This is a genomic window from Mycobacterium leprae TN (genome assembly GCF_000195855.1).
GTDB classification, from domain to species: domain Bacteria; phylum Actinomycetota; class Actinomycetes; order Mycobacteriales; family Mycobacteriaceae; genus Mycobacterium; species Mycobacterium leprae.
This window is the reverse complement of the sequence record NC_002677.1, coordinates 1,575,491-1,601,229: the sequence shown is the minus strand read 5'-3', so window position 1 is coordinate 1,601,229 and position 25,739 is coordinate 1,575,491. Positions and strand designations below refer to the sequence as shown.

At 58.4% G+C, this 25,739-nt stretch carries 17 protein-coding genes and 6 pseudogenes; 5 read left to right on the top strand and 18 right to left on the bottom strand.

Annotated features, from left to right (window positions below; all coding sequences use genetic code 11):
• Positions 1 to 895 precede the first annotated feature (895 nt).
• Positions 896 to 1,060, bottom strand: a complete 165-nt coding sequence (locus ML_RS17995; protein ID WP_197492522.1) for a hypothetical protein — start codon at positions 1,058 to 1,060, stop codon at positions 896 to 898.
• A pseudogene (zapE, locus tag ML_RS17990) lies at positions 1,041 to 1,745 on the bottom strand (AFG1/ZapE family ATPase). The gene ML_RS17995 and the pseudogene zapE overlap by 20 nt, the downstream one beginning before the upstream one ends.
• Positions 1,746 to 2,041: 296 nt before the next feature.
• Here zapE and ML_RS06745 point away from each other — a divergent pair.
• The 4 genes and pseudogenes from ML_RS06745 to ML_RS18935 form a co-directional block, all read left to right on the top strand.
• Complete coding sequence (locus tag ML_RS06745; RefSeq protein ID WP_010908282.1) at positions 2,042 to 2,848, top strand: pyrimidine reductase family protein; 807 nt, start codon at positions 2,042 to 2,044, stop codon at positions 2,846 to 2,848.
• Between the two features lie 13 nt (positions 2,849 to 2,861).
• Positions 2,862 to 4,439 (top strand): alpha/beta hydrolase, encoded by a 1,578-nt coding sequence (locus ML_RS06740; protein WP_010908281.1) that lies wholly within the window; start codon positions 2,862 to 2,864, stop codon positions 4,437 to 4,439.
• Positions 4,440 to 4,458: 19 nt separating this feature from the next.
• A complete protein-coding gene (gene aftC / locus ML_RS06735; protein WP_010908280.1) occupies positions 4,459 to 5,781 on the top strand; it encodes an arabinofuranan 3-O-arabinosyltransferase in 1,323 nt (440 codons plus the stop codon).
• 70 nt (positions 5,782 to 5,851) lie between these two features.
• Positions 5,852 to 6,192: pseudogene (locus tag ML_RS18935) on the top strand (peptide-methionine (R)-S-oxide reductase); the annotation flags it as partial.
• A 1,884-nt stretch (positions 6,193 to 8,076) separates the two neighbouring features.
• Here the strand turns inward: ML_RS18935 and ML_RS06725 are convergent.
• The 5 genes and pseudogenes from ML_RS06725 to ML_RS06715 form a co-directional block, all read right to left on the bottom strand.
• A pseudogene (locus tag ML_RS06725) lies at positions 8,077 to 8,178 on the bottom strand (NAD-dependent protein deacylase); the annotation flags it as partial.
• A gap of 267 nt (positions 8,179 to 8,445) precedes the next feature.
• Entirely contained in the window at positions 8,446 to 8,592 is a 147-nt protein-coding gene (locus ML_RS15815) for a hypothetical protein (RefSeq protein ID WP_231846762.1), read from the bottom strand.
• A gap of 672 nt (positions 8,593 to 9,264) precedes the next feature.
• A complete protein-coding gene (locus ML_RS17410) occupies positions 9,265 to 9,390 on the bottom strand; it encodes a hypothetical protein (protein WP_269147082.1) in 126 nt (41 codons plus the stop codon).
• Between the two features lie 307 nt (positions 9,391 to 9,697).
• Positions 9,698 to 9,901: a hypothetical protein gene (locus ML_RS15810; protein WP_041322723.1), complete on the bottom strand. Its 204-nt coding sequence runs from the start codon at positions 9,899 to 9,901 to the stop codon at positions 9,698 to 9,700.
• A gap of 1,033 nt (positions 9,902 to 10,934) precedes the next feature.
• Positions 10,935 to 12,091, bottom strand: a pseudogene (locus ML_RS06715) (M24 family metallopeptidase).
• A gap of 35 nt (positions 12,092 to 12,126) precedes the next feature.
• On the opposite strand from ML_RS06715, the pseudogene ML_RS06710 reads away from it, so the two are divergent.
• Positions 12,127 to 13,042: pseudogene (locus ML_RS06710) on the top strand (5'-3' exonuclease H3TH domain-containing protein).
• Positions 13,043 to 13,089: 47 nt separating this feature from the next.
• Here the strand turns inward: ML_RS06710 and ML_RS06705 are convergent.
• The 11 genes and pseudogenes from ML_RS06705 to ML_RS06650 form a co-directional block, all read right to left on the bottom strand.
• Complete coding sequence (locus ML_RS06705; protein WP_010908279.1) at positions 13,090 to 13,908, bottom strand: DUF4333 domain-containing protein; 819 nt, start codon at positions 13,906 to 13,908, stop codon at positions 13,090 to 13,092.
• A gap of 64 nt (positions 13,909 to 13,972) precedes the next feature.
• The gene (locus ML_RS06700; protein ID WP_010908278.1) at positions 13,973 to 16,735 is read right to left on the bottom strand and encodes a DEAD/DEAH box helicase; all 2,763 of its coding nucleotides are present in this window, start codon (positions 16,733 to 16,735) and stop codon (positions 13,973 to 13,975) included.
• A gap of 24 nt (positions 16,736 to 16,759) precedes the next feature.
• A complete protein-coding gene (gene tatC, locus ML_RS06695) occupies positions 16,760 to 17,692 on the bottom strand; it encodes a twin-arginine translocase subunit TatC (RefSeq protein ID WP_162618251.1) in 933 nt (310 codons plus the stop codon).
• Positions 17,693 to 17,758: 66 nt separating this feature from the next.
• Complete coding sequence (tatA, locus tag ML_RS06690) at positions 17,759 to 18,025, bottom strand: Sec-independent protein translocase subunit TatA (protein ID WP_010908276.1); 267 nt, start codon at positions 18,023 to 18,025, stop codon at positions 17,759 to 17,761.
• A gap of 72 nt (positions 18,026 to 18,097) precedes the next feature.
• Positions 18,098 to 19,072 (bottom strand): helix-turn-helix transcriptional regulator, encoded by a 975-nt coding sequence (locus ML_RS06685; RefSeq protein WP_010908275.1) that lies wholly within the window; start codon positions 19,070 to 19,072, stop codon positions 18,098 to 18,100.
• On the bottom strand, positions 19,069 to 20,064 hold the full coding sequence (locus tag ML_RS06680) for a helix-turn-helix transcriptional regulator (protein ID WP_010908274.1): 996 nt from the start codon (positions 20,062 to 20,064) through the stop codon (positions 19,069 to 19,071). Before ML_RS06680 ends, ML_RS06685 begins: the two co-directional genes overlap by 4 nt.
• Before the next feature lie 6 nt (positions 20,065 to 20,070).
• Positions 20,071 to 21,429: a Pup--protein ligase gene (gene pafA, locus ML_RS06675; protein WP_010908273.1), complete on the bottom strand. Its 1,359-nt coding sequence runs from the start codon at positions 21,427 to 21,429 to the stop codon at positions 20,071 to 20,073.
• A gap of 1,622 nt (positions 21,430 to 23,051) precedes the next feature.
• Positions 23,052 to 23,489, bottom strand: a pseudogene (locus ML_RS17985) (TA system VapC family ribonuclease toxin); the annotation flags it as partial.
• A 390-nt stretch (positions 23,490 to 23,879) separates the two neighbouring features.
• A complete protein-coding gene (prcA, locus tag ML_RS06660) occupies positions 23,880 to 24,677 on the bottom strand; it encodes a proteasome subunit alpha (RefSeq protein ID WP_010908272.1) in 798 nt (265 codons plus the stop codon).
• Positions 24,674 to 25,549 carry a proteasome subunit beta gene (gene prcB / locus ML_RS06655; protein WP_010908271.1) on the bottom strand — a complete coding sequence of 292 codons (876 nt, stop codon included), beginning with the start codon at positions 25,547 to 25,549 and terminating at the stop codon, positions 24,674 to 24,676. The genes prcA and prcB overlap by 4 nt, the downstream gene beginning before the upstream one ends.
• Complete coding sequence (locus ML_RS06650) at positions 25,546 to 25,737, bottom strand: ubiquitin-like protein Pup (RefSeq protein WP_010908270.1); 192 nt, start codon at positions 25,735 to 25,737, stop codon at positions 25,546 to 25,548. Before ML_RS06650 ends, prcB begins: the two co-directional genes overlap by 4 nt.
• Between the last annotated feature and the right edge of the window lie 2 nt (positions 25,738 to 25,739).

The window sequence follows — 25,739 nt, the reverse complement described above, 5'->3', positions numbered from 1 at the left end:
GCGGCTTCACTTAGGCCATCCATGTTGCGGATCTGCCTTTTTAAACCTAGGTCGAACGTTACGGTAGGCATGCCATTCATCTGCTTGCCACTTCCATTGGCTTTGTGCTAGCCACCCTATAGTGCAGGAGGATTAGGCTTAGCAGCTGACTGCTGACGGCCAGCGTGTCGAAAAATTCGAAGGCCTGGCATCCTTAGCGTCCTAACTGACACTAGAGTCGGAGTCCTTTCTGCTAAACACTATGATCATAGTGATTGCAGTCGTCACAAACGTTGGTGGTACGAAGCTACTGCCCCTGCACACAATTGTGCATAAGCACAACATATTAACACTCGTCCGAACGGCCACAGTGCACGGCACGAAATGCATCACTGCCGTCCCCTGGACTAATGTAATCTTCTGCGTTCATAACCCGAGCGAAATAGCAAAAAAGCGTAGCCCAGGATAGGACGAAAAAGGATTGTTAACACAATAGCAACCATCGCCGGCGTTGACAAGCCGCGTACCTCCGATGCGCCCAACGCGCTGGTGAATACGTCCAACGGTACCATCGTACAAAGCGCAGTGTATTTGGGACGCCTATCGCGATCCGATGTCCAACGTCATACTGCTGGACAAGAAGACGAGCCAGCATCTTGCGCAATGGAATCTCTGACGCTGAACGCACACCTGGCCACGATGGACTCCATCTATACCTAAAAGCTGACCGCAGCGCTCGTCGACTGGTATTGATGAATCTCGCGCCAGCCACAGTCACCGACTGGAACGTGCGCTGCGTATGGTTGGGGGTAAAGCAGGGAAATCTACGTGCACAACGCTTCATAATTCAATAGCAAATTGAAGGTCAATGGCACCGGGACTTTTCAAGTCGACGCTCATCGTTAGAACGACTACGTTATAGTGCGCGGGCTTCGTTGACCCCGGCGGTGCTTAGTGCCAACAGCCGTGACGTGGCCCGCAGATACTTCTTTCGGTAACCACCGGCCAGCATCTCCTCGCTGGAGATACCGTCCAGCTTCTCCCGGGAAACCACCACCGCCTTACTTAATACCGGCTTCATAAAGCCGATCGGTCAACGACACCAGCCCCAGTGCAACGTTCTGGTCATCGAGACCGTGCACGCCGGTCAACAACACCGTAGTCACGCCCGAAATCAATGTCAGATACCGCGACGGATGGATGGTGGCCAGGTGCGCGCACAAAGCTTCGAAGTCGTCGACGGTGGCCCCCTGGACACGTGTGGCACGCGCAGCCACTTGTTCATCCCACAGAGGCTGAGGCGCAGGCAGCAGGTCGCGATGCCGATAGTCCGGCCCATCGATCAGGACTGTAGTAAAAATCTTTGCCAGCGTATTGATTCCGCACAGAAAATCCTGTGCGACAAAACGGTCCTCACCGAGCTGCTCCGGCGACGTATTAGAAGTGGCAACCACTGACACACCACGCTCGACTAATGCCGAGAGCATCCGCGAGATCAGCGTGGTGTTACCCGGATCGTCCAGTTCAAACTCATCAATGCACACCGCCGTGTACTTGGCTAGCAGATCGATGCATTCGACGAAACCAAAACACCGGCCAGCTGAGTCAGCGCCCCAAATGTTGCGAATGCTTTGAGACTTCCTGCAGCGTCCTCCGCACTAGCTGGCCCAAGGCCGGGCAATTGGTAGTAGGCCGATGCCAGCCAGATGAGTCTTGCCCACGCCGAACCCGCCTTCCAAGTACAACCCAACACCAGGCAGAACCACCCGTTTTCCCAGCAATTTCTTCCGGCCCGCCCGGCGTGCTACGGCCTGCCGCGGCAGAACTCCTTACAGACTCCAATCGCTGCTGCCTGGGTCGGGTTCCGCCGGGTCGGGACGGTAAGTCGCGAAGCTCACCTAGGTGAACGTTGGCGGCGGCGTTAGCTGAGCAATCAGTCGCTCCGGCGACACCGTCGGCTGCCGATCCACCAGGTGCCCCACCCGGAACGACGCTTCGGGTGGGTTTGCAGAGATGGACCTGTACATTGAAGACACTGTAGCAACGTGCTGCAATCAAACGGATGTCCGACTTTGAAACCGGTCCAGCAGCCAGCACCACCGCTGGCCGAGCCGCCCAGACGCCGCTGTTAATGCTCACCTCTGGGCGCTATCTCGACGACGACGAACTCTCCCAGCTCTACGGCTACCCGTCCGAACGCGCCGGCGTCTGGATACGGGCAAACTTCATCACCAGTATAGACGGCGGTGCCACCGCCGACGGCAGGACCGGCGCCATGGCAGGGCCAGGCGACCGATTTGTGTTCAACATGCTGCGCGAACTCGCTGATGTGATCGTCGTCGGCGCGGGCACCGTACGGATCGAGAACTATTCCGGCGCGCACCTGCCGGTAACCAAGCGCCAGCAGCGGCAGGCCCGCGGCCAAAGTGAAGTCCCCCAATTAGCGATTGTCACAAATTCGGGTCGGCTGGATCGGGATATGGCGGTGTTTACCCGGACCGAGATAGCACCACTGGTGCTCACCTGTACGGAGACCGCCAAGAAGCTGCGCACGCGGTTAGCTGATCTTGCCTACGTGGTCAGCTGCTCTGGCGACGATCCCAGCAAGGTCGACGAGACTGTCGTATTGGCGACCCTACAGACTCGCGGTCTGCGCCGGGTCCTTACCGAAGGCGGGCCGATGCTGCTCGGCTCGTTTATCCAGCACGGCATGCTCGACGAGCTGTGTCTGACCATCGCACCTTTGATAGTGGGCGGCCGGGCTCGACGTATCGCGACAGGCCCGGAGCAGCTGCTCACCCGTATGCGCTGTGCCCACGTTCTCACTGACGATGCCGGCTACCTTTACACCCGCTACGTCAAGGCCTGACCCGGCGGCGGGAATGGCTACTGTGGTCGGCATGCGTTGGCACACCAGATCCGCCACGATTTTGGTTGCTGTTACCGCATTGCTGGTAGGTTGTGTCCCGGGCCTAGCCGCGAACCCGCGGTTCGCCACCAACTCCGGTGCTCGACCGCAAGGCGCGGCCGCCACCACTACACCGGCCGCCGGGCCGCTGCTGATCGCTGCACCCAAAAAGGACTTGTCGTGGCACGACTGCACGTCACGGCTATTCAGGGATGCCGGGGTCGCAGCGGCACCCGGCATACAGTTGGAGTGTGCGGACTACGACTCCGACCTCGACCCAGTCAACGGTGGATCTGGGACCGTGACCATTGGAGCGGTCCGCGCCCGCTCCAGTCAAACGCCACGCGACGCAGGCCCCCTGGTTTTCACCACCGGATCCGACCTGCCGTCGTCGGCACAGCTACCGGTCTGGCTGTCACGCTCGGGCGCCGATGTGGTCCGCACTCACCCCATCGTCGCAGTCGACCGACGCGGCATAGGCATGTCGAACCCGATCGACTGCCGCGACCACTACGATCGCCAAAAGATGCGCGACCAGGCGCAGTTCGAGTCCGGCGACGATCCCGTGGCTAACCTTTCCGACATTTCAAACACCGCCACCACCAACTGCACCGACGCCATCACACCAGGAACTTCCGCCTACGACAACTCACACGCCGCCTCTGATATCGAGCGACTGCGCAACCTCTGGGACGTACCCGCACTCGCGCTGATCGGGATCGGCAACGGGGCCGAGGTAGCATTAGCCTACGCTGCGTCGCGTCCCGACCGGGTCGCGAGGTTGATCCTCGACTCCCCGATTGCATTGGGGATCAAGACCGAAGCTGCCGCCGAGCAACAAGTCAGGGGCCAGCAGGCCGCGCTCGATACGTTCGCTGCGCAATGCGTTGCGCTGAAATGTGCGCTAGGACCCGATCCGAAGAGCGCCGTCACTGCGCTGCTGGCTGCCGCCCACGCCGGTAAAGGGCCCGGCGGTGCATCGGTGGCCGCAGTAACCAACGCCATCACTGTCTCTTTGGGTTTCCCTTCAGGTGACCGGGTCGGCACGACCATGAGCCTGGCCAACGCGCTCGCGGCCGCCCGCAGCGGCGACGCCAATCCGTTGACCAACTTGATCCACCGCTCCGACGCCACACAGGATTCAGACGGCCAGTTTGTCAACGATTGCAGCGACGCACTCAACCGCCCGACCCCCGACCGCGTTCGCGAACTGGTCGTTGCATGGGGGAAATTGTATCCCGAGTTCGGCACGGTCGGCGCACTCAACTTGGTAAAATGTGTGCACTGGCCCACAGGCACAACGCCGCAACCGCCAAAGAACCTCAAGATCGACGTCATGGTACTGGATGTACAAAACGACCCGATTGTGGGCTTTGAAGGGGTCGCCGCGACAACGGCCGCCATTATCAACGCCAACGCCGCCAGCAAACGGGTGATGTGGCAGGGCATCGGCCATGGTGCAAGCATCTATTCGGCCTGTGCGGTCCCGCCCATCATCGGCTATCTAACTAGCGGCAAGCTACCCGCAACTGACACCTACTGTCCCGCCTAATACTTGCGTCCCAGCTCCGGTGTACGGTGCGCTGGTGACAGCAGCTGACTCGACTCAAACCGGCTTGCGCAATTGGTTGCTAGCCGTATTCCATCCCCGCACCCACACACCGAGCACGGCGACAATCGTGCGGTCAGCATTGTGGCCAGCGGCCATTCTTTCGGTGCTGCACCGCAGCACCGTGATCACGACCAATGGCAACATTACCGACGATTTCAAACCGGTCTACCGCGCGGTGCTGAACTTTCGGCACGGCTGGGACATCTACAATGAGCACTTCGACTACGTAGACCCGCACTACCTTTACCCACCCGGCGGCACACTGCTGATGGCGCCGTTCGGATATCTCCCATTTGCACCGTCACGCTATCTGTTCATCCTGATCAACACCGGAGCCATCCTGATCGCCTGGTACCTGATCCTGCGGTTGTTCAAGTACACATTGTCCTCGGTGGCTGCACCCACCCTGCTGCTGGCTATGTTCTGCACCGAGACCGTGACCAGCACGCTGGTGTTCACCAACATCAACGGCTGCATAATGCTGCTGGAAGTGCTGTTTTTGTGGTGGCTGATCAACGGCTCCGAACCCAAGACGGTCAGCCAGCAGTGGTGGGCTGGCGGCGCGATCGGGTTGACACTGGTGCTCAAACCGCTGCTCGGTCCCCTATTGTGCCTGCCACTGCTGAATCGTCAGTGGCAGGCACTAGTGCCTGCCATCGCACTGCCCGTGGTCATCAACCTCGCCGCGCTGCCGTTGGTGAGCCATCCGATGGACTTCTTCACGCGCACAGTGCCCTACATCCTGGGCACCCGTGACTACTTCAACAGCTCAATCGAAGGCAACGGAGTCTACTTCGGCCTGCCCACTTGGCTGATCGTGTTCCTGCGGCTGCTGTTCACAGTTTTGGCCATCTGCAGCTTGTGGCTGCTAAACCGCTACTACCGCACCCGCGATCCACTGTTCTGGTTCACCTGCTCGACGGGCGTGTTGCTGCTGTGGTCGTGGCTGGTGCTGCCGCTAGCGCAGGGATACTACTCGATGATGCTGTTCCCGTTCCTGATGACGGTGGTGCTACCGAACTCCCTGATCCGCAACTGGCCAGCTTGGCTGGGAATCTACGGCTTTTTGACGCTGGACCGCTGGCTGCTGTTCAACTGGATGCGCTATGGCCGGGCGCTGGAATATCTGAAAATCACCTACGGCTGGTCACTGCTGCTGATCGTGGTGTCCACAGTGCTGTGCTTCCGCTATCTAGACGCCAAAGCCGAAAATCGGCTGGATCACGGAATTGATCCGGCATGGCTGACGGCAGAGCGGGAGCGCGCTAGCGTGAACGCATAGCGCGTTAGCAACAACGCAGTGTAGATCCCCCCTACGGGGGACGAAGCAACGAAAGAGTCGTGGCGCAAAATTGCCTAGTCTGTCACTTGAACTCTCCAACGACGAGTGGCGTAAGAAATTCAGCCAGAAGGAACTTGACGTGTTTCGGCTCCCCGGCACCAAGCCACCATTCACTGGCGAGTACACCGACACCAAGCCCCAGGTCGTCTACCAAGGCCGAACCTACATATATCTAAATTTTTCTGCAAAACAGAGAAATTCGAGTCAAACTACAGTTTGTTGTCGTTCCTTGGCCCTTCGCGTTCGAGTGCCGTGACCCTGTGTTCCGATAGCTCACTGGAGATGACCCACACCGAGGTGCTATGAGCAAATTGCCACAGTAACCTTAGCCACGTGTCCTCCAGAGAAGGCTAGCCGACGAATCAACACTACTGCATAAACTCGGTCTTGTGTCTGTGGCGGTGAGTTGTTCGGTTGGTTTCATAGGTGGTGGGTGAAATGGCTGTTTTTGCGTTTTATGACTGGCCGATATGTTCGGTAGTCGTGGGGGGCAGCCCGGAATCCTGTTGACGTGTTTTGCTGTGTTGCGGGGTTTTTGTTGGTGGGTGGCTGACTGCCTGCTTTCGATGAGGCTTCGTGTGCTTTGCCGCAGTGGACACGATTAGCGCGGCGCACGTAAGCATGTCGGTGGTGGATGCTGCTTGGTCTACATGTTGATGATGCCAGGGGCTGGGCACCTGGGCTGTGCTGAAGGCGATATCGATGCAGGCGTGAGTGTGAGGATAGTTGTTAGCGCCGCGGGGTAGGGGCGTTTTAGTGTGCATGTCATGGCCTTGAGGTGTCGGCGTGGTCAATGTGGCCGCACCTGAACAGGCACGTCCCCGTGCACGGTATAACTATTCGCACCTGATGTTATCCCTTGCACCATTTCTGCCGCTGGTATCGGTGTCGGCGGCTTGTTGACCGGCCCTCAGCCAGCAAGCAGGCATGCCGCCGGGTGCAGCAGTATCGTGTTAGTGAACAGTGCATCGATGATCCGGCCGTCGGCGGCACATACGGCAACCTTCTAGCCCAAGGAAGTAACCTGCACTCCATGCTCCGGGATCAACCGCGAGATGGGGTTTAGAGCCGTCCAAGGCGTGATCTTATGACGTGTGCTCGTGGCGGGCAGCCCGTTCACTTCGTGGCCAACCCAAAACCATCAACGCAGTCTAGGCATCCTGGACTAGCTTATCCACCAGCGCCGCGCACGCTGGTGGATACGCTCAATCACGCCAAAACCGAGCCCAAATCAGCAACGTCCTAAGACCCAACAGAGGCCTTAACGTCAAGTTGGATTGCAAAAACACTTAAATGGTCGCTGCGACATGTGTGGGGGTGGAGTAAAGGGTGGTGGGTCAGTGTATTGGCGGGTCGGTGCGTCAGGTCGCAAAGGTCGGTATCGATGCCGTGGTGATGCGGGTATGAGAGTCGTTTCGAGGTCTTGGTCTCACGCTGGGGTTGTACAGCGATTCTGTGGTAGGGCGTTGTCTTGTGGTTGATCATGGCCGCAGTGATCACATCAGTGCTGTGGTCCTTGGATAGGTGTAGCAGCTGCACGAATCCGCTACTTGTGTTCGGCCAGGGCGCCGATTTGGGGGTCTAATTTTTGCCGATGATTACATCATCCGCCCAATGCTATGAGGTTAGAGCACCACACGGTCGTGTAGTTTTCGCGGGACGTGCACTGGTGGTGGCCATACCTAGAGAATAATGGTGGTGCCCGGTTTTAGCGTGCTGTGCCCTCAGCGTGCGGAACATCCACCCAGTGCGCACATGTTGGTTGAGCTTGGACTCGATGTTGAAGTGTTTTATAGGACACCTGCATCTTTCGGGCCGGTCGGGATAGGTTTTGGGCCAACACCCCCACAATTTGTTCGGGACTGTACTTCTTGGCCAGCACACATGTCTATCTCCGTACGCAGCTGCCCACAACGCTCACCTTGCCGGCCTTTAAAGCCACTGGGCCCACTGCTCACTGCATAGCTAAGCAATACAAGCTCAGTAACCCGATTGAGCGTCTTAGCCAGCATAGTTGGTGTCGAATCAGTGCAACCCCCAAAGCAACCCGCAAACACGCGGGCCCCACCCTTGCTGGTGATCTCACGCACGATCCCCACCCCCACCCAACCCAAACGAACGGTTAACGATCGATCACATCAACTCACAACACTGCAACACACCGCCACCCTTTACTCCACCCCCACAACAGAACATGCACACAAAGTACAATTCAACCCCGAGAGAGCGCTACGCCTACTTCAACAGGGCGGGAAGCCGCTGCAGCAGTCCTGGCAATGCCTGACTTGCAGTCTCACGAATGCTGATCGTGGCGTTCTTGGTGAGCGGTGTGGGCTCGATAATATGTCGTCAACCGAATTATACTTGGCATCAACGTAATTCAAGCTGACGTAATTCATCGAAAGATACTAGCTTCCTGACCTACCAAAGGTTTAACCTGCCGCATTAACACAGCAACGGTGGCTAACCAACTCACTAATATTCGATCTGCCAAACCGCGATTCTGCGAATTCTGTTCAGCACCAATACACGCACCATCACCTAACGCTGAGCAACACTGACATTGATCAGCTGAACACCCTGCTGTGTGTCGCCCCGCCGCCTTTAGGCGGCTACCTCCTGCGGTGGGGGAACGGGCAGTGCCGGCGCGGTATCACCGAATTCCCGGAACGTGCGGTAGCAGCGAAGCATGACCTTGCGCTCCACCGCCAGGGTGGGATTCTTGCCGTTGTGGCCGTCGCTTTTGGTCACCAGCTTACTGGTAGTAGTCGTAATCTGGGGAACTACGCTGGACCACGCACTTGGACGCCTCGAACACGACCCACCGTAGCTCCGGCAAACCCTGCCGCAACATATGCCCCAGTGAGGACTTGCCGACGGTGACGCAAACCGCACCAGTTGATCGGAACTGGAAAACTGGCGGAGTCACCGAGCCCGGTCCACATGATCTGCCGCGTACAGCCAACCGATGCCATAGTTGCGCTGCAACACCTGGTAGCCTCGTTGGCGCTTGGCGAAGTTCACTAATTTTGTTCGTAGCGACTCTACCTGGGTAATCAGCTCATCAATGTGCCACAGCGCCGTGTCAACGTACTATCGTCCGATAGTTAAGAATTCAGTGCTGTCCAACACCTGACAACCCACTGCCGCCAACAACGCTTTGCTCGGCAGGCATCCCCTAGTGGAACCACTGAGCATGGATAAGTTACGGCCACGCCCGCTACTGGTCCATCAGTGCAAAAGATAACCGGCCCTCCAACAGCAGCTTCGCATTGGCGCAACCAGTCTTGACGGGCTTCTTGTGACCCCGCAACACAGCAACTTCAGTCGGATCACTCAGGTTTACTCTCACACTCGCGGCCGCCAGTTCCTCACATACATACCGCCCAACCGGTACAGCCCTCTAGCGCGCAACCCGCATTCTCATCCGGGCAATGAATGCTCAACTAGCCAACTCCACAACATCTTGCGGGTCGCCAGATAGACCTTACCCTCGTATACCAAACCATCGTCGTCGATGTAATCTAAGGTAATCTGCTGCCTATGCATGTGCAAACTGCCTACTATCGCCATAAGGGCCTTTCTTGAGCTCCCGAAAATTTTTTCTGACGCCCAGATCAACGAGCCTCTGAGTCAAGAGGGTTCCTATCACATGTCGTCTTTGATTTGTGTTCTATTCAGGGGACGCCCTATAAGCGGTTGTAGGGCAGGTCCCTGTAGCAGTGCGATGGACGTGTGAGATCCTCGTGCACGGGCACACTACGGTGAAGCGTGTAAGACCCTGCCAGGAATGAATGGTTTGCTGGCGAATGACCCAACAACAGCGGCTCTAAGCAGCATTTCTTCTTACGACCGCTCATTGAGTCTTATCAGCACCGACTCTACTGCCAATATGTGACAGCATCGACTTGAAGAAGATGATGAAGGTTTTGACGTGGCGCGCAAACATGTCAGTGCGGTAATTCACACGCGCATGTCGGGTTTGTGAAGCGAAAATAATCGCGGTGACGAGTAGCTTGTCTAGCAGCATTACCAGCGGCTGATCGACCACTGCCGCCACATGATTGATTTGCGTACACGAAAGTGGCCGGCTTGTATATGTGAACCCTACTAAAGTCAGGTGGTTTGGCAGAATGTCGGGCGAGCCGTTTCTTTGCCACCCGATCAAGGGATTTGTGCACCCTGATTCAGTTACTGCGATGTTCGAACGCATCGCTTCGCCACATTTAAGACACGATCGACCTGGCTAAGGCCGCCCTGCTCCGCTTGGACGGCACCCTGACTTATGTGCAATCGGACTCCGTGCTCACCGTATGGGTAGCATTAGCCAATAAAAGAATTCACGCGATTTAGTGCCCAAGCGGTTAAAAAACGCTGCGCTACCAGGACTCCTTGGTCGCTCATGTGAGCTGCGCTGTTATATGTTATAGTCAGCACGTTCAGCTTCCTCGTAACGAGCTGGAATCCCATCGCCGGGACCACTAACGACATCTTGCGGCAAATGCACTCGACATCTTGCGGCAAATGCACTGGGGCGGCCAGTCAGCGAAATCGTTGGCACGCCGATTGAACCGGGTGCCATTGGTCGATGACGGCGGTCTTCTGCACACCACTCACTACACATTAGATGGATCAGCCCTGGCCATACGAGTATCCGCGACTGCGATAGACAACGGTTTTGTGCTGTTGTGTAGTGACCAAACGGCGATTCGCCGAGCTGAGCAACACTTCACAAACCGTTGTAGTGACGCTGGAGGAAGGAGATGATGGTTGTGGGCAGTGGATCGGCCACATCGATTCGGTTAATCCGGCGTCCCAACAGCAGCCTGGGCATCAACGATCGAGATTTCGTGTACGAGCATTTATCGTGTGTTGCAACTTTTCCCCGCTGCGGGTCCAACGATCAAGCAATCGGTTGCGGACAGCGCGGGCTTGGCACGGTTATTCGGTTGTGTAAACTCTTAACCGGCCACGTGTTCAGTTTTTGATCGCCGCATTGACGGCCAACGGCGATGGCTGTCGGCACACTCCAGGAGCCGGCAACAAGACCGCTGCCAATTACCATTGCACCTGGTTCGAGTCCTGCAAGACCATTAACGAGCCAGTACACCGTTGACGACTGGCACAACGATCAGCTCATGCGACCGGTTGTTAATCGAGAACGCGCCATTCTCGATCACGACAACGATGTCTTCGATTCGCGCATCCCAACGCCCAGACAAATAGATCCCCGGCTCAACAAAAAGGCCATGCCGGCAACCATCGGCAAATCGTTGCCGCTAACGATATGAGGGTGCTTCATAGATCGACAGGCCGACACCGTGCCCGGTACGAGTGTACGAAATATCCCGCAAGTCCAGCAACGGGCAACACTTTGCGTGCGACCGCATCGACCTATGCCGCTGTCGCACCTGGACTGACCGCCTTAAAAACCGCACGTTGGTCCCGTTGCAGGACCGAATACTAATACTGTTTACACCACTTCGCTGTTGGTATCGCCAACGCGGTACGTATACGAGTCAAGCCGTAATAATATAGAAGCACCTAGGTGCCCCTGATGTCGACTACGACGATGTCTCCGACCTGCAGTTTACGATCCGAGTATTCGTGATACGGGCCGGAGTCGCCGAGTACGAACGCAACCTCCGTATGTCACTCGGCTACAATCGCTTCAGCGATGTTAGCGACTACCTTGTCCACAATTCAGCCTCAGAACCAAAAACTCCGGAACTCGGGCATGGACCCGATCGAGGGCACCACCCGCTTTGTGCAGTACACCGATCTCGGCCGCCTCCTTGACCATCCGTAACCCACGCAGAATGTCAGTAGCCAGTTACCCGGTAGCACGTCAAGCACACTGGTCAGTGTGTAACAGGTGCAGCGCCGGCATGGAATCGGTAACGGCCGGTCGCCGCAGGAGCGCCACACAAAACGTCGCTCACTAACTGATGCGGGTCCTCGCCATCGACCCAATACCGCACCGCCAGAACAAGGTCCATCACAGCTGACGTTTTGAGCAAGGAACGCTCTCAGCCTCGGCACCACAATCGTCGACTCGTCGGCGGCAGGCAGTACCAACGCGGTGAACCACTCGAACGTCTGCGCCTGCGAACCGACGCAGATAGCACAGTTCGTAGTCCAGGTTGACGACCAGGCCGGTCAGCCCGTTCTCGGCAGTCGCGGCCACGGCCAGCCGCCTGGCATACACTTCGGTTTCTAATCTGTGGAATCCATGGCAGTCACAGGCCAACCGCGCCGTCGGCGGCGCTGGCAGGATAGGCCGGCATGCCCGCACTCTTGCTCCTGCTTGACGGCACCAGCATGTGGTTCCACTCCATACTTCGGGGTACCACCGTCATCTATCACCGCTCCCGACGGCCTGCCGGTCAACGCCGTGAGCGGAGTCATCGATTTGATGGCGGTAGCGATCACCCAGCAGCAACCGAACCGGCCGATGGTATGCATCAACCTAGATTGGCTACCGCAATTCCGTGGCGATCTCATCCCATCGTATAAGGCCCACCGCGTAGCAGAAGAAATCAGCGGCCAGGCCGACATCGAAGAATTGCCCGACGACCTAACATCGCAGGTGAACACGATAATGCAGCTGCTGAACGCGTTAGGGATCCCAACGGCGGGCGCATCAAGATGAGGTGCTGGACACACTGGCAGCTCGGGAACGGAGAGATCCAGCTTTAGTAGTCAGCAGCGACCGGGACTTCCTGCAGTTGGTAGCTTACCCCCTCGTCTCCGTCCGGGTGCTATACCTCTGCCACAAACTGTCCCAAGTCACCTTGTACGCGCCCGCCGAGGTAGCCGAACGTATTTTCCATGCCGGCGGATCGCGCCGGGATCGCGTACACCGAACTCGCACTCCTGCATGGCGATCCGTCCGATGGCTTGCCAGGTGTTTCCGGCATCGACGAAAAGACGACCGCTACCCTGCTGGTTCGGCACGATTCGCTAGATCAGGTCCTGGCCGCCGCCCATGATCCCGGATAAGAGATGGCTAAAGGTACTGTGAACGAAATGCTGACGGCGGCATGATACATCCAGGCCGCAGAATCGGTGATGCGGGTAGCTACCGACGCGCTCATCACGCTTTCCACACCCACAGATGTGCTACCCCGTTGGTGTGGCTGCGGACCCGGAACGCACCGCCGAGCTAGCGACTCAACTGAGCATCGGATCGCCCATCTGACGGCTGCCGAAGACGCTCGACACGCTGCCCACGTGACGAGCGTCAGCCTATTGTGGTCGACCGACCTCGTAGGTACCCTTATCATCTTGAAAAGTCACCGTCACTCGCTTCTGCATGCCATCGATACTTACACTGCAGTCGAAGGTGTCACCCTTCTTGACGGTAGGATCTGCCCCGTTATTGCACTTGACGTCTTTGACATTTTTCGCGCCATAGCCGTTAGTCTCATCGGTAAGGACCTGCTGCACACTAGCCTGGGCCTTGTTGACATCCAACTTGGTAGTGACTAGCCACGCTGGCCACAAAAAGCCGGTTACCAAGATGGCAGCAAAGATCAGCACGCCAATCACGCCAGCGATGCTGCCGATCAGAGCGACAAAACCCTTCGTGCCCGGTTGTTCATAAGGCTGGAATTGCTGTGAGTACTGGCCAGGCGGGCCGTACTGGCCAGGCGGGCCGTACTGGCCAGGCGGGCCGTACTGGCCAGGCGGGCCGTACTGGCCAGGCGGGCCGTACTGGCCAGGCGGGCCGTACTGGCCAGGCGAGCCGTACTGGCCAGGCGAGCCGGATTGTGGGTATTGACCGGGTATACCGCACTGGGAAAACTGGGCACCGAAATACCCAGGCTGCCCATAGCCGGGGGTAGCCGATGGATATTGATGCGGATAGACGGGCTCAGTCAGCTGCGGATAGTTGTAGCATTCTGGAGACGCGTACGCCGGCGGATGCCAGGTTGAGTCCTGGGTTGAAGGTTGCTGTTGCCAGGGTGATGCCGCCTGGGTCGGCTGGTCCGAGGAGTGGTTTTCCACACCCTCACCGGGCGATTGCCACTGCTTACCCGGATCCGATCCCTGCGGTTCGCTCATCGTTTCTCCTCAGTGTTCTTGCTTCCTTGACACATCCGGGATATAACCGAAGTTCCGATCCAGCCTACCCGGCGTCAACTGCGACGACGCCGCGCCGAACATCGTTGATTGCGCGCTTAGCTGTGGCCCGCAAATCAGGCTCGGGGGCAGCGTTGCGAAGTTGATCCAATAAGTCGAGCACCTGACGGCACCAGCGCACAAAATCCCCCGCTGACAATGGCGCACCGTTGCCCGACGCATCGGCCGCAGCTAATACCGCCGCTAAATCACCGGTCCGAGCCCAGCAGTAAATGACACCGACAAAACCGTCGTCGGGTTCACGGCTCAATGCGATCCGGTGCCGTTGCTCATCGGCGCGTAAAGTCGCGGACAACCTTGAAGTGTGTTGCAGCGCCTGACGTAACCGCGGTGTGGGCGCCTCGGCGTCAACTGGGCCACCGGGGCCGTCATCACCACGCGTCTCGTAGAGCACCGCCGAGACCACAGCCGCTAACTCCGCGGGCCGCAGGCCTGCCCACGCACCGGTTCGCAGGCATTCAGCGACCAACAGATCACTTTCGCTGTAGATACGGGCCAACAACCGGCCATCATCAGTAACTTGGGGATCATCAGCCGGGCCTCGGATGAAGTCACGCTCGATGAGCAGCCCGACGATCCGATCAAAAGTCCGAGCCAACGAGTTGGTGGCTGCGGCCACCTTCCGCTGCAGCTGCGCGTTGTAGCGTTCGATGCGCAAATAGCGTTCGGCCTGCTGTAACTGGGTGTCCAAACCGGGTGCGTTATTTGACCGATGACGACGTAGTTGCGCGCGCAACGACGCGAGCTCGGGATCGTGCAATACACCGTCATTGAAGCCGATTTTGTCGCCATCGACTCCATCACCGATATCAGGAACTGACAACCGTGTGGCAGCCGATCGCAGTGCGGAGGCTAGATCACGACGAACCCGCTGCTGGCGGTGTTCGACCCGCTTGGGCAACGTCATCGACCCAACCGGCGCGGCCGCACCCATATAATCCGCCGAGGAAATCCGCCCCGCCCATCGGTGTTCGGTGAGCACCAATGGCCGCGGGTTGGAGCTGTCGCGGGCGGATTCGAGGACCACTGCCAGTCCGCCGTGACGACCATGCGTGATGGTGATGATGTCGCCTCGCCGCAACGCCGCCAACACATCGTTGGCCGCCTGCTTACGCTGCAGCCTAAACACGAAGGATTGTGCGCGTTCCATCTCTGCGATCCGCGCACGTAGCCGAGCATATTCTAATATCGGCGCATCCGGCCCGCCCAGTTCAGAGGAAATATCGCCAAGCACCTGAGTGCAACGCTCAATGCCCCGAACAAGTCCGACGACGGATCGATCGGCTTGGTATTGGGCAAACGATTGCTCCAGCAGCGCGTGCGCCCGCTCGGGACTCATCCAGTGTACCAGGTTAATCGTCATGTTGTACGACGGCACAAACGAACTACGTAGCGGAAAGGTGCGGGCGGAAGCCAAGCCGGCAACCGCGGACGGTCCGCTGGTGTCTTCGCTAGGATGCCAGATCACCACTGCATGACCCTCGACATCGATGCCTCGCCTGCCTGCGCGGCCCGTCAGCTGAGTGTACTCTCCCGGCGTCAACGGAACATGCTGCTTGCCGTTGAATTTCACTAACCGCTCAAGCACTACCGTGCGCGCGGGCATATTGATGCCCAGCGCCAACGTCTCGGTGGCAAACACCGCCTTCACCAGTCCTGCGGTGAACAACTCCTCGACAGCGTGTCGGAATGCCGGCAACATCCCAGCATGATGAGCCGCCAGACCGCGCAGCAGCCCCTCTCGCCACTCGTAGTAACCGAGTACCGCCAGATCGGCGTCCGCGAGATCACCGCAACGGTGGTCGATCACCTCCGCAATCTGGGCACGCTCCTCCTCGCTGGTCAGCCGCAGCGGTGACCGCAGGCACTGCTGAACTGCGGCGTCACAACCGAACCGGGAAAACACAAACGTGATCGCCGGCAAGAGTCCTTCGGCGTCCAGGATCGCGATTACCTCCGGGCGCGCAAGTGAACGGTAGAAGCGCGGCCGGACACCGCTGCCTCTTCCCGCCCGCCGGCGGGGATTGCGCCAATCCGACATCCGGTCCGCCTCGCGGCAATGTGCGATGTGACGCAACAGATTCGGGTTGACAGGGGATTGGTCGACGTTGCTGTCGTAATCGAACAAGTCGAAGAGCCGTTTACCCACCAATACGTGTTGCCACAATGGCACCGGCCGATGTTCGTCAACGACCACAGTTGTATCGCCGCGCACGGTCTGGACCCAGCCACCGAACTCTTCGGCGTTGCTCACCGTCGCCGACAGGCTGACCATTCGCACATCATCGGGCAGATGCAGGATCACTTCCTCCCAGACCGGACCCCGCATTCGGTCGGCAATAAAGTGCACCTCGTCCATCACCACATGAGAAAGTCCTTGTAGTGCAAACGAATCAGCGTAAAGCATGTTACGCAACACTTCGGTGGTCATCACCACCACAGGCGAATCACCGTTCACCGACTGGTCACCGGTCAGCAGCCCGATCCGATTCCGGCCGTAGCGCGCGGTGAGGTCGGTGTACTTTTGATTGCTCAGCGCTTTCAGCGGTGTGGTGTAGAAGCACTTGCCACCAGCCGCTAACGCAAGGTGTACGGCGAATTCGCCGACCACGGTCTTACCGGCACCGGTAGGTGCGCAGACCAGTACACCATGGCCACGTTCAAGTGCCGCACACGCCCGTTGCTGAAAGTCGTCGAGCGAGAAGGGCAATTCCGCGGTGAACCGGGCCAGCTCGGCCAGGTCAGTCATGCTGCCGCCGCGCGGCGCGGACCTTTATGTGACATCGTCATGAGACCTAGTAGCGGTATACGACCGCTCCGGTATCGACGAGGGTGGCTCGATGACAGACGCTTCATCGTCGGCGATTAAGGCTTCATGCTTGACTCTGCGCTTGTCGTGCAGCCGAACTAGCTGGATGGCAAGCTCGAGCAGCACGGTCAGAGCGGCGCCAAGCGCTGTCATCGAAAATGGGTCAGATCCGGGCGTAAATACCGCCGCGAACACAAACATTGCGAATATTAGACCACGACGCCAAGACTTCAGCCGCTGATAGGTCAGAAGACCAGCGATGTTGAGCATGACGATCAACAGCGGGAACTCAAAGCTGACCCCGAAAACTACCAGAAGGTTCAACAAAAAACCGAAATACCGGTCACCAGAAAGCGCGGTCACTTGCACGCCGCTACCGACAATCAGCAAGAAACCCAACGCTTTGGATAACACCAAATATGCTAGTACAGTACCGCCGGCGAACAGCACCGCGGCTGGAACCACGAAAGCCACCGTGAAGCGGCGTTCCTTCGTGTAGAGCCCTGGCGTGATGAACGCCCAGAGCTGGTAAAACCACACTGGGGAGGCCAGCACGATCCCGGCGGCCATCCCAACCTTGATTCGCAGCATGAATTGATCGAACGGCGCTGTGGCCAACAATCGACACTGCCCGTCGGGGCTGATATCCGCACGTGCCGATTGCGGCAGCGAACAGTACGGACGCCGTAACCACTCGCCGAGACTCTCCAACCCGAAGATGGAATGAGAGTACCAGATGAACCCGAAAATCGTGGTGACCACAATCGCGGCCAACGAGATCAGTAGCCGGGTTCGCAACTCAGTCAGGTGGTCGATCAGAGACATCGTCGCATCTGGATTGGTGCGACTGCGCCTGTAATGCTGCTTGATTCTTTTGAGTAGATCACAGGCACGCACTACAGCCCTGCAACCGTTCACGACGTTTGGTCAATGACGCTCTAGGATTACGACGTTGCTGCCGTGCTAAGCCGGCCGCGCCTCGGTGTGATCCTGCTCAGTCGACCATGGCGGGACGACCCGCTGGGACTGCACAACCGTGGGGTTCTGCATTGGTGTCTCAAGGGCAGACGCTTGCGCCTGGTTCTCGGTCTGCATTTCACGTAGTTCAGACTTAAAAATGCGCATCGACTTACCCAACGAGCGCGCAGCATCGGGGAGCTTCTTGGCACCGAACAGCAGGACCACTACGACAACGAGGACCACCCAGTGCCATGGACTAAGACTACCCACTTTAAATTTACCTCCAGACATCCAGTGGATGCTACCGCGGCAACGCCACCTATCGGCGTCCGCACCACAGCATCACGCCTGAGCCGTAACCTGGTAGGACTCCAGAGCAGCGACCGCAGCATTCCGCACGCGGTACGCGAGCGCCTCCGGTGCTTGTACTTGCACAGCCGACCCAAATCCTAGCACCAAGCGCGTCATCCAAGCATCCGAAGCGTATGTCATGACCGCCTGGAACGATCCATCCGGCAACTCATGGGCCTGCCGCATCGGGTAGTACTCGAATATCCAGGACACCGAACGCGCTACCCACAGCGTCGCCGACGGCAGCAACGGGTCGTCATCGAAGAACGATGTGTCTGGCAGCGCCTTCCGCACTGTTTCAGGTGCAGCGGCCGGCTCATCCAGCTCGCGGGCCACCACGATCCGGTCGAAGCGGAACAGCCGAACCCCTTCGGCTTCGCGCGACCAAGCCTCAAGGTAACTGTGATCACCCACCAGGAGTACTCGGATAGGGTCGACAATCCGGCTGGTCAAAGTGTCATGTGACGCAGAGTAGTAGTCGATCACCAATGCTTGTTTGTCCCGCACCGCGGCACGCACTGCGGCCACTGCGTGACTCTCGGAGAACGGCCGCGTATCGACTGAGGCCACCGATCCAGTGGCCTCGTTCCCCATAACAACCGCTGCGGCCTCGATCTTGGCGATCGCGCTGCGCACCGCCTCCGGATCAACCACTCCCGGAATGTTGGCCAGTGCCCGAAGCGCCACCAACAGGCCGATGGCCTCCGGCGACGTCAGCTGCAAAGGCCGGTCAATGCCCGCTGAGAAGGTCACCTCGATGGTGTCACCAGAGAACTCGAAGTCAATGAGATCACCAGGGCCATAGCCAGGAAGACCGCACACCCACAGCTGGTTGAAGTCCTGGTCTAGCTGCTTGGCAGACACTCCCAGATCGGCGGCAGCTTCCGCACGGGTAATCCGCGGGTTAGCCTGGAAGTACGGCACCATATTGAGCAGCCGCACTAGGCGGGTGGACAGCTGTGTCATGAAGGCCCTGTTCCCGCGTGGGCGCGCAACCGTATCAACACATCGTCGCGCAGAGCGTCTGGCTCGAGCACGACAGCGTCAGCACCGTGGCCAGCGATGTCACGGGCCAGCCGGTCGATGGATCCAATGTCGAGTTCGATCACCTGACCGTCGCGGCCGCCCAGTCGCCGAACACCGGCGGGTCGTCCGGCGTGCCGCAACGCAGTGGCCCGTCCGTCGACGACCCACACCCGGGCGGTAGCGCCGGTCGACACTTCGGCGACGGCGTCAGACACGATTCTGCGCAAATCGACGCCGTCAGGCACGGTGACAGCGCCGGCAGGCCCGATCGGCGCGACCTCCGAACCGATCCGAGAGAGCCGGAAAGTGCGGGTGGCGTTGCGATCGCAGTCGTGGCCAACGAGATACCAGCAACTGTTCTCGGTGATCACACCCCACGGTTCGACGTTGCGCATGGTGTAAGGCTCAGCCCGTGACGGCCGGTACGGAAACTGCACTGCCTGCCGAGAACCAATGGCCGACAACAGGATTGATAGAAAATCCTCCGACCCACGCAGACTTGACACCCCAGACGATGAGGCGATGACCACCGGTGTATCGAGGGGGTCGATGTCAACCCCGGCGGCCCGCAGCTTGAGCAATGCGCCTTGTGTCGCGGTGATCAGTTCTTGCGATTCCCACAGCTGAGTTGCGACAGCTACTGCAGCCGCTTCGTCCGGGGTTAGCTCGACGGGAGGAAGTGCGTACGCATCGCGGTTGATGCGGTAGCCCTCGGAGGGGTCTAGCGCCGACACCTTGCCGACCTCGAGCGGTATGCCAAGGTCACGTAACTCGTTCTTATCGCGCTCAAACATCCGAGAGAACGCCTCTACGGTAGGACTGTCGGAGTAACCCGCCACGCTGGATCTGATCTTTTCAGCGGTCATGTAGCCACGGGTCGACAGCAAGGCGATAACCAGGTTGACCAGCCGTTCAACTTTCGACGTCGCCATGTATAGCTACATGCTCGCGATCAGCCGCTTGACCCGCTCGTCGACCGCGCGGAAGGGGTCTTTGCACAACACCGTGCGCTGCGCTTGGTCGTTAAGTTTAAGATGTACCCAGTCGACAGTGAAATCACGTCCCGCCGCCTGCGCGGCGCTGATGAACTCGCCGCGCAGCCTAGCCCGGGTGGTTTGCGGCGGGTGGTTGACCGCGTCGGCAATGTCTTCGTCGGTCGTGACACGCGCCGCCAGCCCCTTACGCTGCAGCAGATCGAAGACACCGCGCCCACGCTTGATGTCGTGATAGGCCAGGTCCAGCTGGGCGATCTTCGGATCGGTCAGCTCCATGTTGTCGCGGTCCTGGTAGCGCTGAAACAGCTTGCGTTTGATCACCCAGTCGATCTCGGTATCCACCTTGGCGAAATCCTGGCTCTCAATGGCGTCGAGCTGACGGCCCCACAAGTCAACAACCTGCTCGAACTGCACGTTAGGCTCTCGGGTTTGCAGATGTTCGAAGGCCCGGGTGTAATATTCCCGTTGGATGTCCAGCGCACTAGCTTGACGCCCGCCAGCCAACCGCACCGGACGGCGCCCAGTGATGTCATGGCTGACCTCCCGGATGGCGCGGATAGGGTTGTCCAGAGAAAAATCGCGAAATGGAACCCCGGTTTCGACCATTTCCAGCATTAGCGCGGCGGTGCCCACCTTGAGCATGGTGGTGGTCTCGCACATATTGGAGTCACCGACGATGACGTGCAGCCGCCTATACTTCTCAGCGTCGGCGTGTGGCTCGTCGCGGGTGTTGATAATCGGTCGGCTACGGGTAGTCGCCGAAGAGACGCCCTCCCAGATATGCTCAGCACGTTGTGACAGGCAGAACGTCGCGGCTTTGGGAGTTTGCAGCACCTTGCCGGCTCCGCAGATCAACTGACGAGTGACCAGGAACGGCAGCAGCACATCCGAAATTCTGGAGAACTCACCAGCGCGCACGATCAGGTAGTTTTCGTGACAGCCGTAGGAGTTTCCCGCCGAGTCGGTGTTGTTCTTGAACAGGTAAATGTCGCCACCGATGCCTTCGTCGGCGAGCCGCTGCTCGGCATCAACGAGCAGGTCTTCTAGCACCCATTCGCCAGCCCGGTCATGGGTGACAAGCTGCACCAGGTTGTCGCATTCGGCGGTAGCATACTCGGGATGACTGCCCACGTCAAGATAGAGGCGGGCACCGTTACGCAGGAAGACATTGGAGCTGCGGCCCCAGGACACCACTCGACGGAACAGATAGCGGGCCACCTCATCCGGGGAAAGACGACGGTGACCATGAAATGTGCAGGTGACACCGAACTCGGTTTCGATTCCCATAATTCGACGCTGCACATCTTTGAGGGTACTGGTTGTTTGAGCATCGCGGTGGGCGAGCCACGCCCACGGGTACCAACCAACCATCAATGTCAGTGCCACCCCCCTAGCAACAAAAGCATATTCGATATATCACCGCCGAACCCGACTGAACTGCACCGTGTTGGTACCGCGTACCAAGGACTGCGCAGCTGTCGAAGTGGCTGCCGCGCTGAGCATCAGCCACGGCAATGCCTCAAGACAGACAGATACATCTCAATCTCACCCTAAATCGATTGCCGAAGGTAGCAACACTGTTTCTAGCATGAGGGCTCAGTACGCGGTTAGCATCTACCGGTCACGTGGCGCACCTAATACTCGTCCACGACGAGGAAGCGCTGCGGCTAATCGATGCCACCTTAGTCGAACTACACAACCGCATGTAGTCCGCTGTCAGCAGCCAAACTGGAAAAGGCCATCAACGCGTGGATCGATCGCTATGACTCTGATGCACTGCATCACACACGCACCAAAGCCTGCAGCCGCGAAGTGTGCATTGACACTGGCGATGACGAGACCGGCACCACCGCGCTTTGGGACCGGCTAACGTCACCAACACCGCTCTGCTGGATTGCCGGCCGATGCGGATGGGCCTCCCATAGGGTAAGCGACGATCGCTCGCACACGATCGCACAGCGCCACGTCAACGCACTCGGCACCTCGGCTGCAAAAATATCGACTGCCCATTTGGTATCGATAAAACGAACAGGCAACCAATGCGGTCATCCACGTTTTAGTTTTATACGTTTTAGTATCGAGACACTCAGCACTAGACGCGCCACCCGACCCCCGACTTTACCCACCCCACACCATCATCGGACAAACCGCCCGCCGCCCTGAACACTCGCCGCGGCGTGGTGCCATGTAGCTGTTGTCCTGCTTATTGACGGCAAGGCCAAAATCCGCCAAGTAGCGTCATCCCGACGCTCCCGAGCGGGTGAGTAGTGTCTGGTATCATCGCCATAGCGGCCCCGCTCCGTTGAGTACGGGAGTCAAGGCGCGCAGCGCCCGCGGCCCGATCGCACAAACCTGGGTAGTCGGAGCGCTTCATTGCGGTGCTGGAGGACATTTGGGCAGGGCAACCAACTAACTAGGCGCGGCCGCAGTCAAGGGCAAGTGATCACTCTCGAGGTTGACCGAGCTCGGTTACTACGCAGATACAAGGCAGCAGGGTCAGGTTTTATCGGATCCGGATCGGTTCCCCGCATTCGGAAAGTCCGAATGAACTCATGCCAAGCAGGAACTGGCTAAAAATGCTTGATACATAGCGAATTACTCTCCGGCGAGATGCTCGACAACTTGATAGATGTCTTCGCCAAACTCGGTCTGTCGGCTGTCTCCAGCCCACGCCCGGGAACTGCCGCTGGGCTATCCGTTCGTGAACAAGCAGATGCACAAGTAAAGTGCAGGCCACCCAACTAGTCGACTGCCTGGCCAGTTATTACGCTTGGCAAGAAGACGTCATTGCCCCGAGCGTATCAGCAACACCATCGGTAGCATTACTTGACCAGCTCCCAGAGACGAGTTTAGCCCCTCTAGGGCCTGCCGTTAATCAGATCTACTAGGACCGGTTCATGTGCTAGCTTACCCTTATAAAGGGATAGCAGCGCCGATAGTTGATCCCCGCGCACACTGTCGAATCGGCCAAAGTCGCTGTCATGGGATACGATGCTCGAGCAATGTTCGACGGCAAGCGCTATCAAGATCAAGTGGGCATCGTTGACGAGGTTACCGCCAGTTCCCAGTTACACCAGAATTTTTACCAGGAAAGCGGCGTGGCGCACAGTTAGACACATCAACACCGCGCTCGGCCCCGTCAGCCAATCCGCGACCTGACCTATGGCATCCTCTGAAGACATCGTGCGAAGAACCAACCCCATCTTGGTCGCGGGCCGAACGAACACCAACAACGGGACCCACCCGAATCCGATGCGATCAGCACACGATAGTCGCACCGTTGAGCCAGCGCAAGGATGACCTGTGTGTTCGCTAGACGTGTTACCGGAATACAGCAGCACGTTCGCGTCGGCGATTTTCATGAATAGTTATGATCCGCGCCGGTAGACGATGTGGAGCGAGACGATGAGATAAGAAGGAGCGACGCTCATGACCGAAGCCGCTGAGACGACGCACGAGTTCCTCGTCCTCGAATTCGGCCGCAATTGGCAAAGCCCAATCAAGATTTACTGCGGACAAGGCCAAGTCAGTAATACATGCGGTAAACCGGTGCGGCTCGAATCGCCCTAAGACACTGTCCCGAATCACGTCGTTGAACACCTTTTTGAAGGACATCTGCCGCTCAGCCATCCAGACGCCGCACCAAACTGCTTGACGTGGTCGTCCAACGTCACCGTCGTATGCAGTCTAACAGCAATGAGTGCTGCAAGTGCTCGCCGAATTGGCCACTAACGACCGAATAGGCTGTACCCCTAATCCGTTGATTCGCCGTAGGATTTCGAATTCTTCGAATCCCTAGCACCTTTGGGATTCTGAGCACCCTTGGAGCCTTTGGAATCCTTTTCCCGCAGCAATGCTTCCAACCCAGAGCCGATGATCCGACGAAAAGCCCGCCGCGGCCGATTAGCATCGAGGACAGCCACCTCTAAGCTGGCCACGCCAAGGGTAGGTTGATCGCTACCGGCGGCATCCGCACTGCCCGCCCGCAGTGCTGCGACCGCGATCCCCAGAGCGTCGGTCAAGCTGGCATTCTCGGCATACGACTCTTTGAGCGCGTTAGCGATCGACTCCGTAGTGCCACCCATGACCATAAAATGCGGTTCATCGTTGATCGATCCGTCGTAGGTGATCCGGTACAGCTCAGGCGGTTTCGTTTCACCGTAGTGCGCGACCTCAGCTACGCACAACTCAACCTCGTAAGGTTTGGCCTGTTCCGTGAAGATAGTGCCAAGCGTCTGCGCATAGACGTTGGCCAACTGCCGGCCGGTGACGTCGCGGCGATCGTAAGCGTAACCTCGAGTATCAGCGAATTGGATCCCGCCGCGGCGTAAATTGTCGAACTCATTAAACTTACCTGCGGCCGCAAAGCCCACTCGATCGTAGAGTTCACTGATCTTCTGCAGTGAGCGTGACGGGTTCTCCGCGACGAACAAAACACCGCCAGCATAGGCTAGCGCTACCACGCTGCGGCCCCGAGCAATACCCTTGCGAGCGAGCTCGCTGCGCTCGCGCATAGCCTGTTCAGGTGAGATGAAGTACGGAAAACTCATTTCTCACTCCCGCCAAAGGAGCCAAGAGTGTACGCACGTGAACGGCTTTCGATAATCTCGCGGGCAAGTTCGGCGATCCGGCTTTCTGTTACCTCGGCCGCTCCCTCAGCGCCGATAGTGACCGCCGTAGGGTAGATGCCACGGACCAAATCCGGCCCTCCGGTAGCGGAATCGTCGTCGGCTGCGTCATAGAGCGCCTCGATGGCTACCCTCAAGGCAGAATCAGCATCGGAGACCTGCGAGTACAATTTCTTTATCGACGACTTAGCGAAAATCGACCCCGACCCTACCGACTGGTAGCCCTCTTCCTCGATGTTCCAGCCGCCGGCGGCATCGAAAGAGACGATGCGCCCCGCGCTCTGCGGGTCAGGTGCATGAATGTCGTAGCCCGCCAGCAGTGGCAGCGCCAACAGCCCCTGCATCGCGGCCGTTAAATTGCTACGGACCATGATCGCAAGCCGGTTTACCTTGCCAGCAAACGTAAGCGGCACGCCTTCGAGCTTCTCATAGTGCTCGAGTTCGACCGCGTAGAGGCGGGCGAACTCGACCGCTACGGCAGCAATGCCGGCGATACCGGTGGCGGTGTAGTCATCGGTGATGTAGACTTTGCGCACATCGCGGCCGGCGATCATATTGCCCTGAGTAGAACGGCGATCACCCGCGATGACGACGCCGCCTGGGTATTTCAGCACGACGATCGTGGTCCCGTGCGACAGTTGTTGACCACCGCCAGATTGGCCGCCGCCAAGACTCACCGGTAGCAATTCTGGCGCTTGGCGACGCAGCAGGTCGACGAACGAGGACTGATTTATCACTGAAATTCCGGGAAATGCCAAGTTTGTAGGCAGACGATCAGGAAACGACCGGGTCACTGTCCGCCCTTTTGTACGTACGCGCGAACAAAGTCTTCCGCATTCTCCTCAAGGACATCGTCAATTTCGTCGAGCAAATCGTCGGTCTCCTCAGTCAGCTTCTCGCGACGCTCCTGGCCCACAGACGTGCTGCTGGTGAACTCATCGTCATCACCTCCACCACCACGCCTAGTCTGCTCCTGAGCCATCG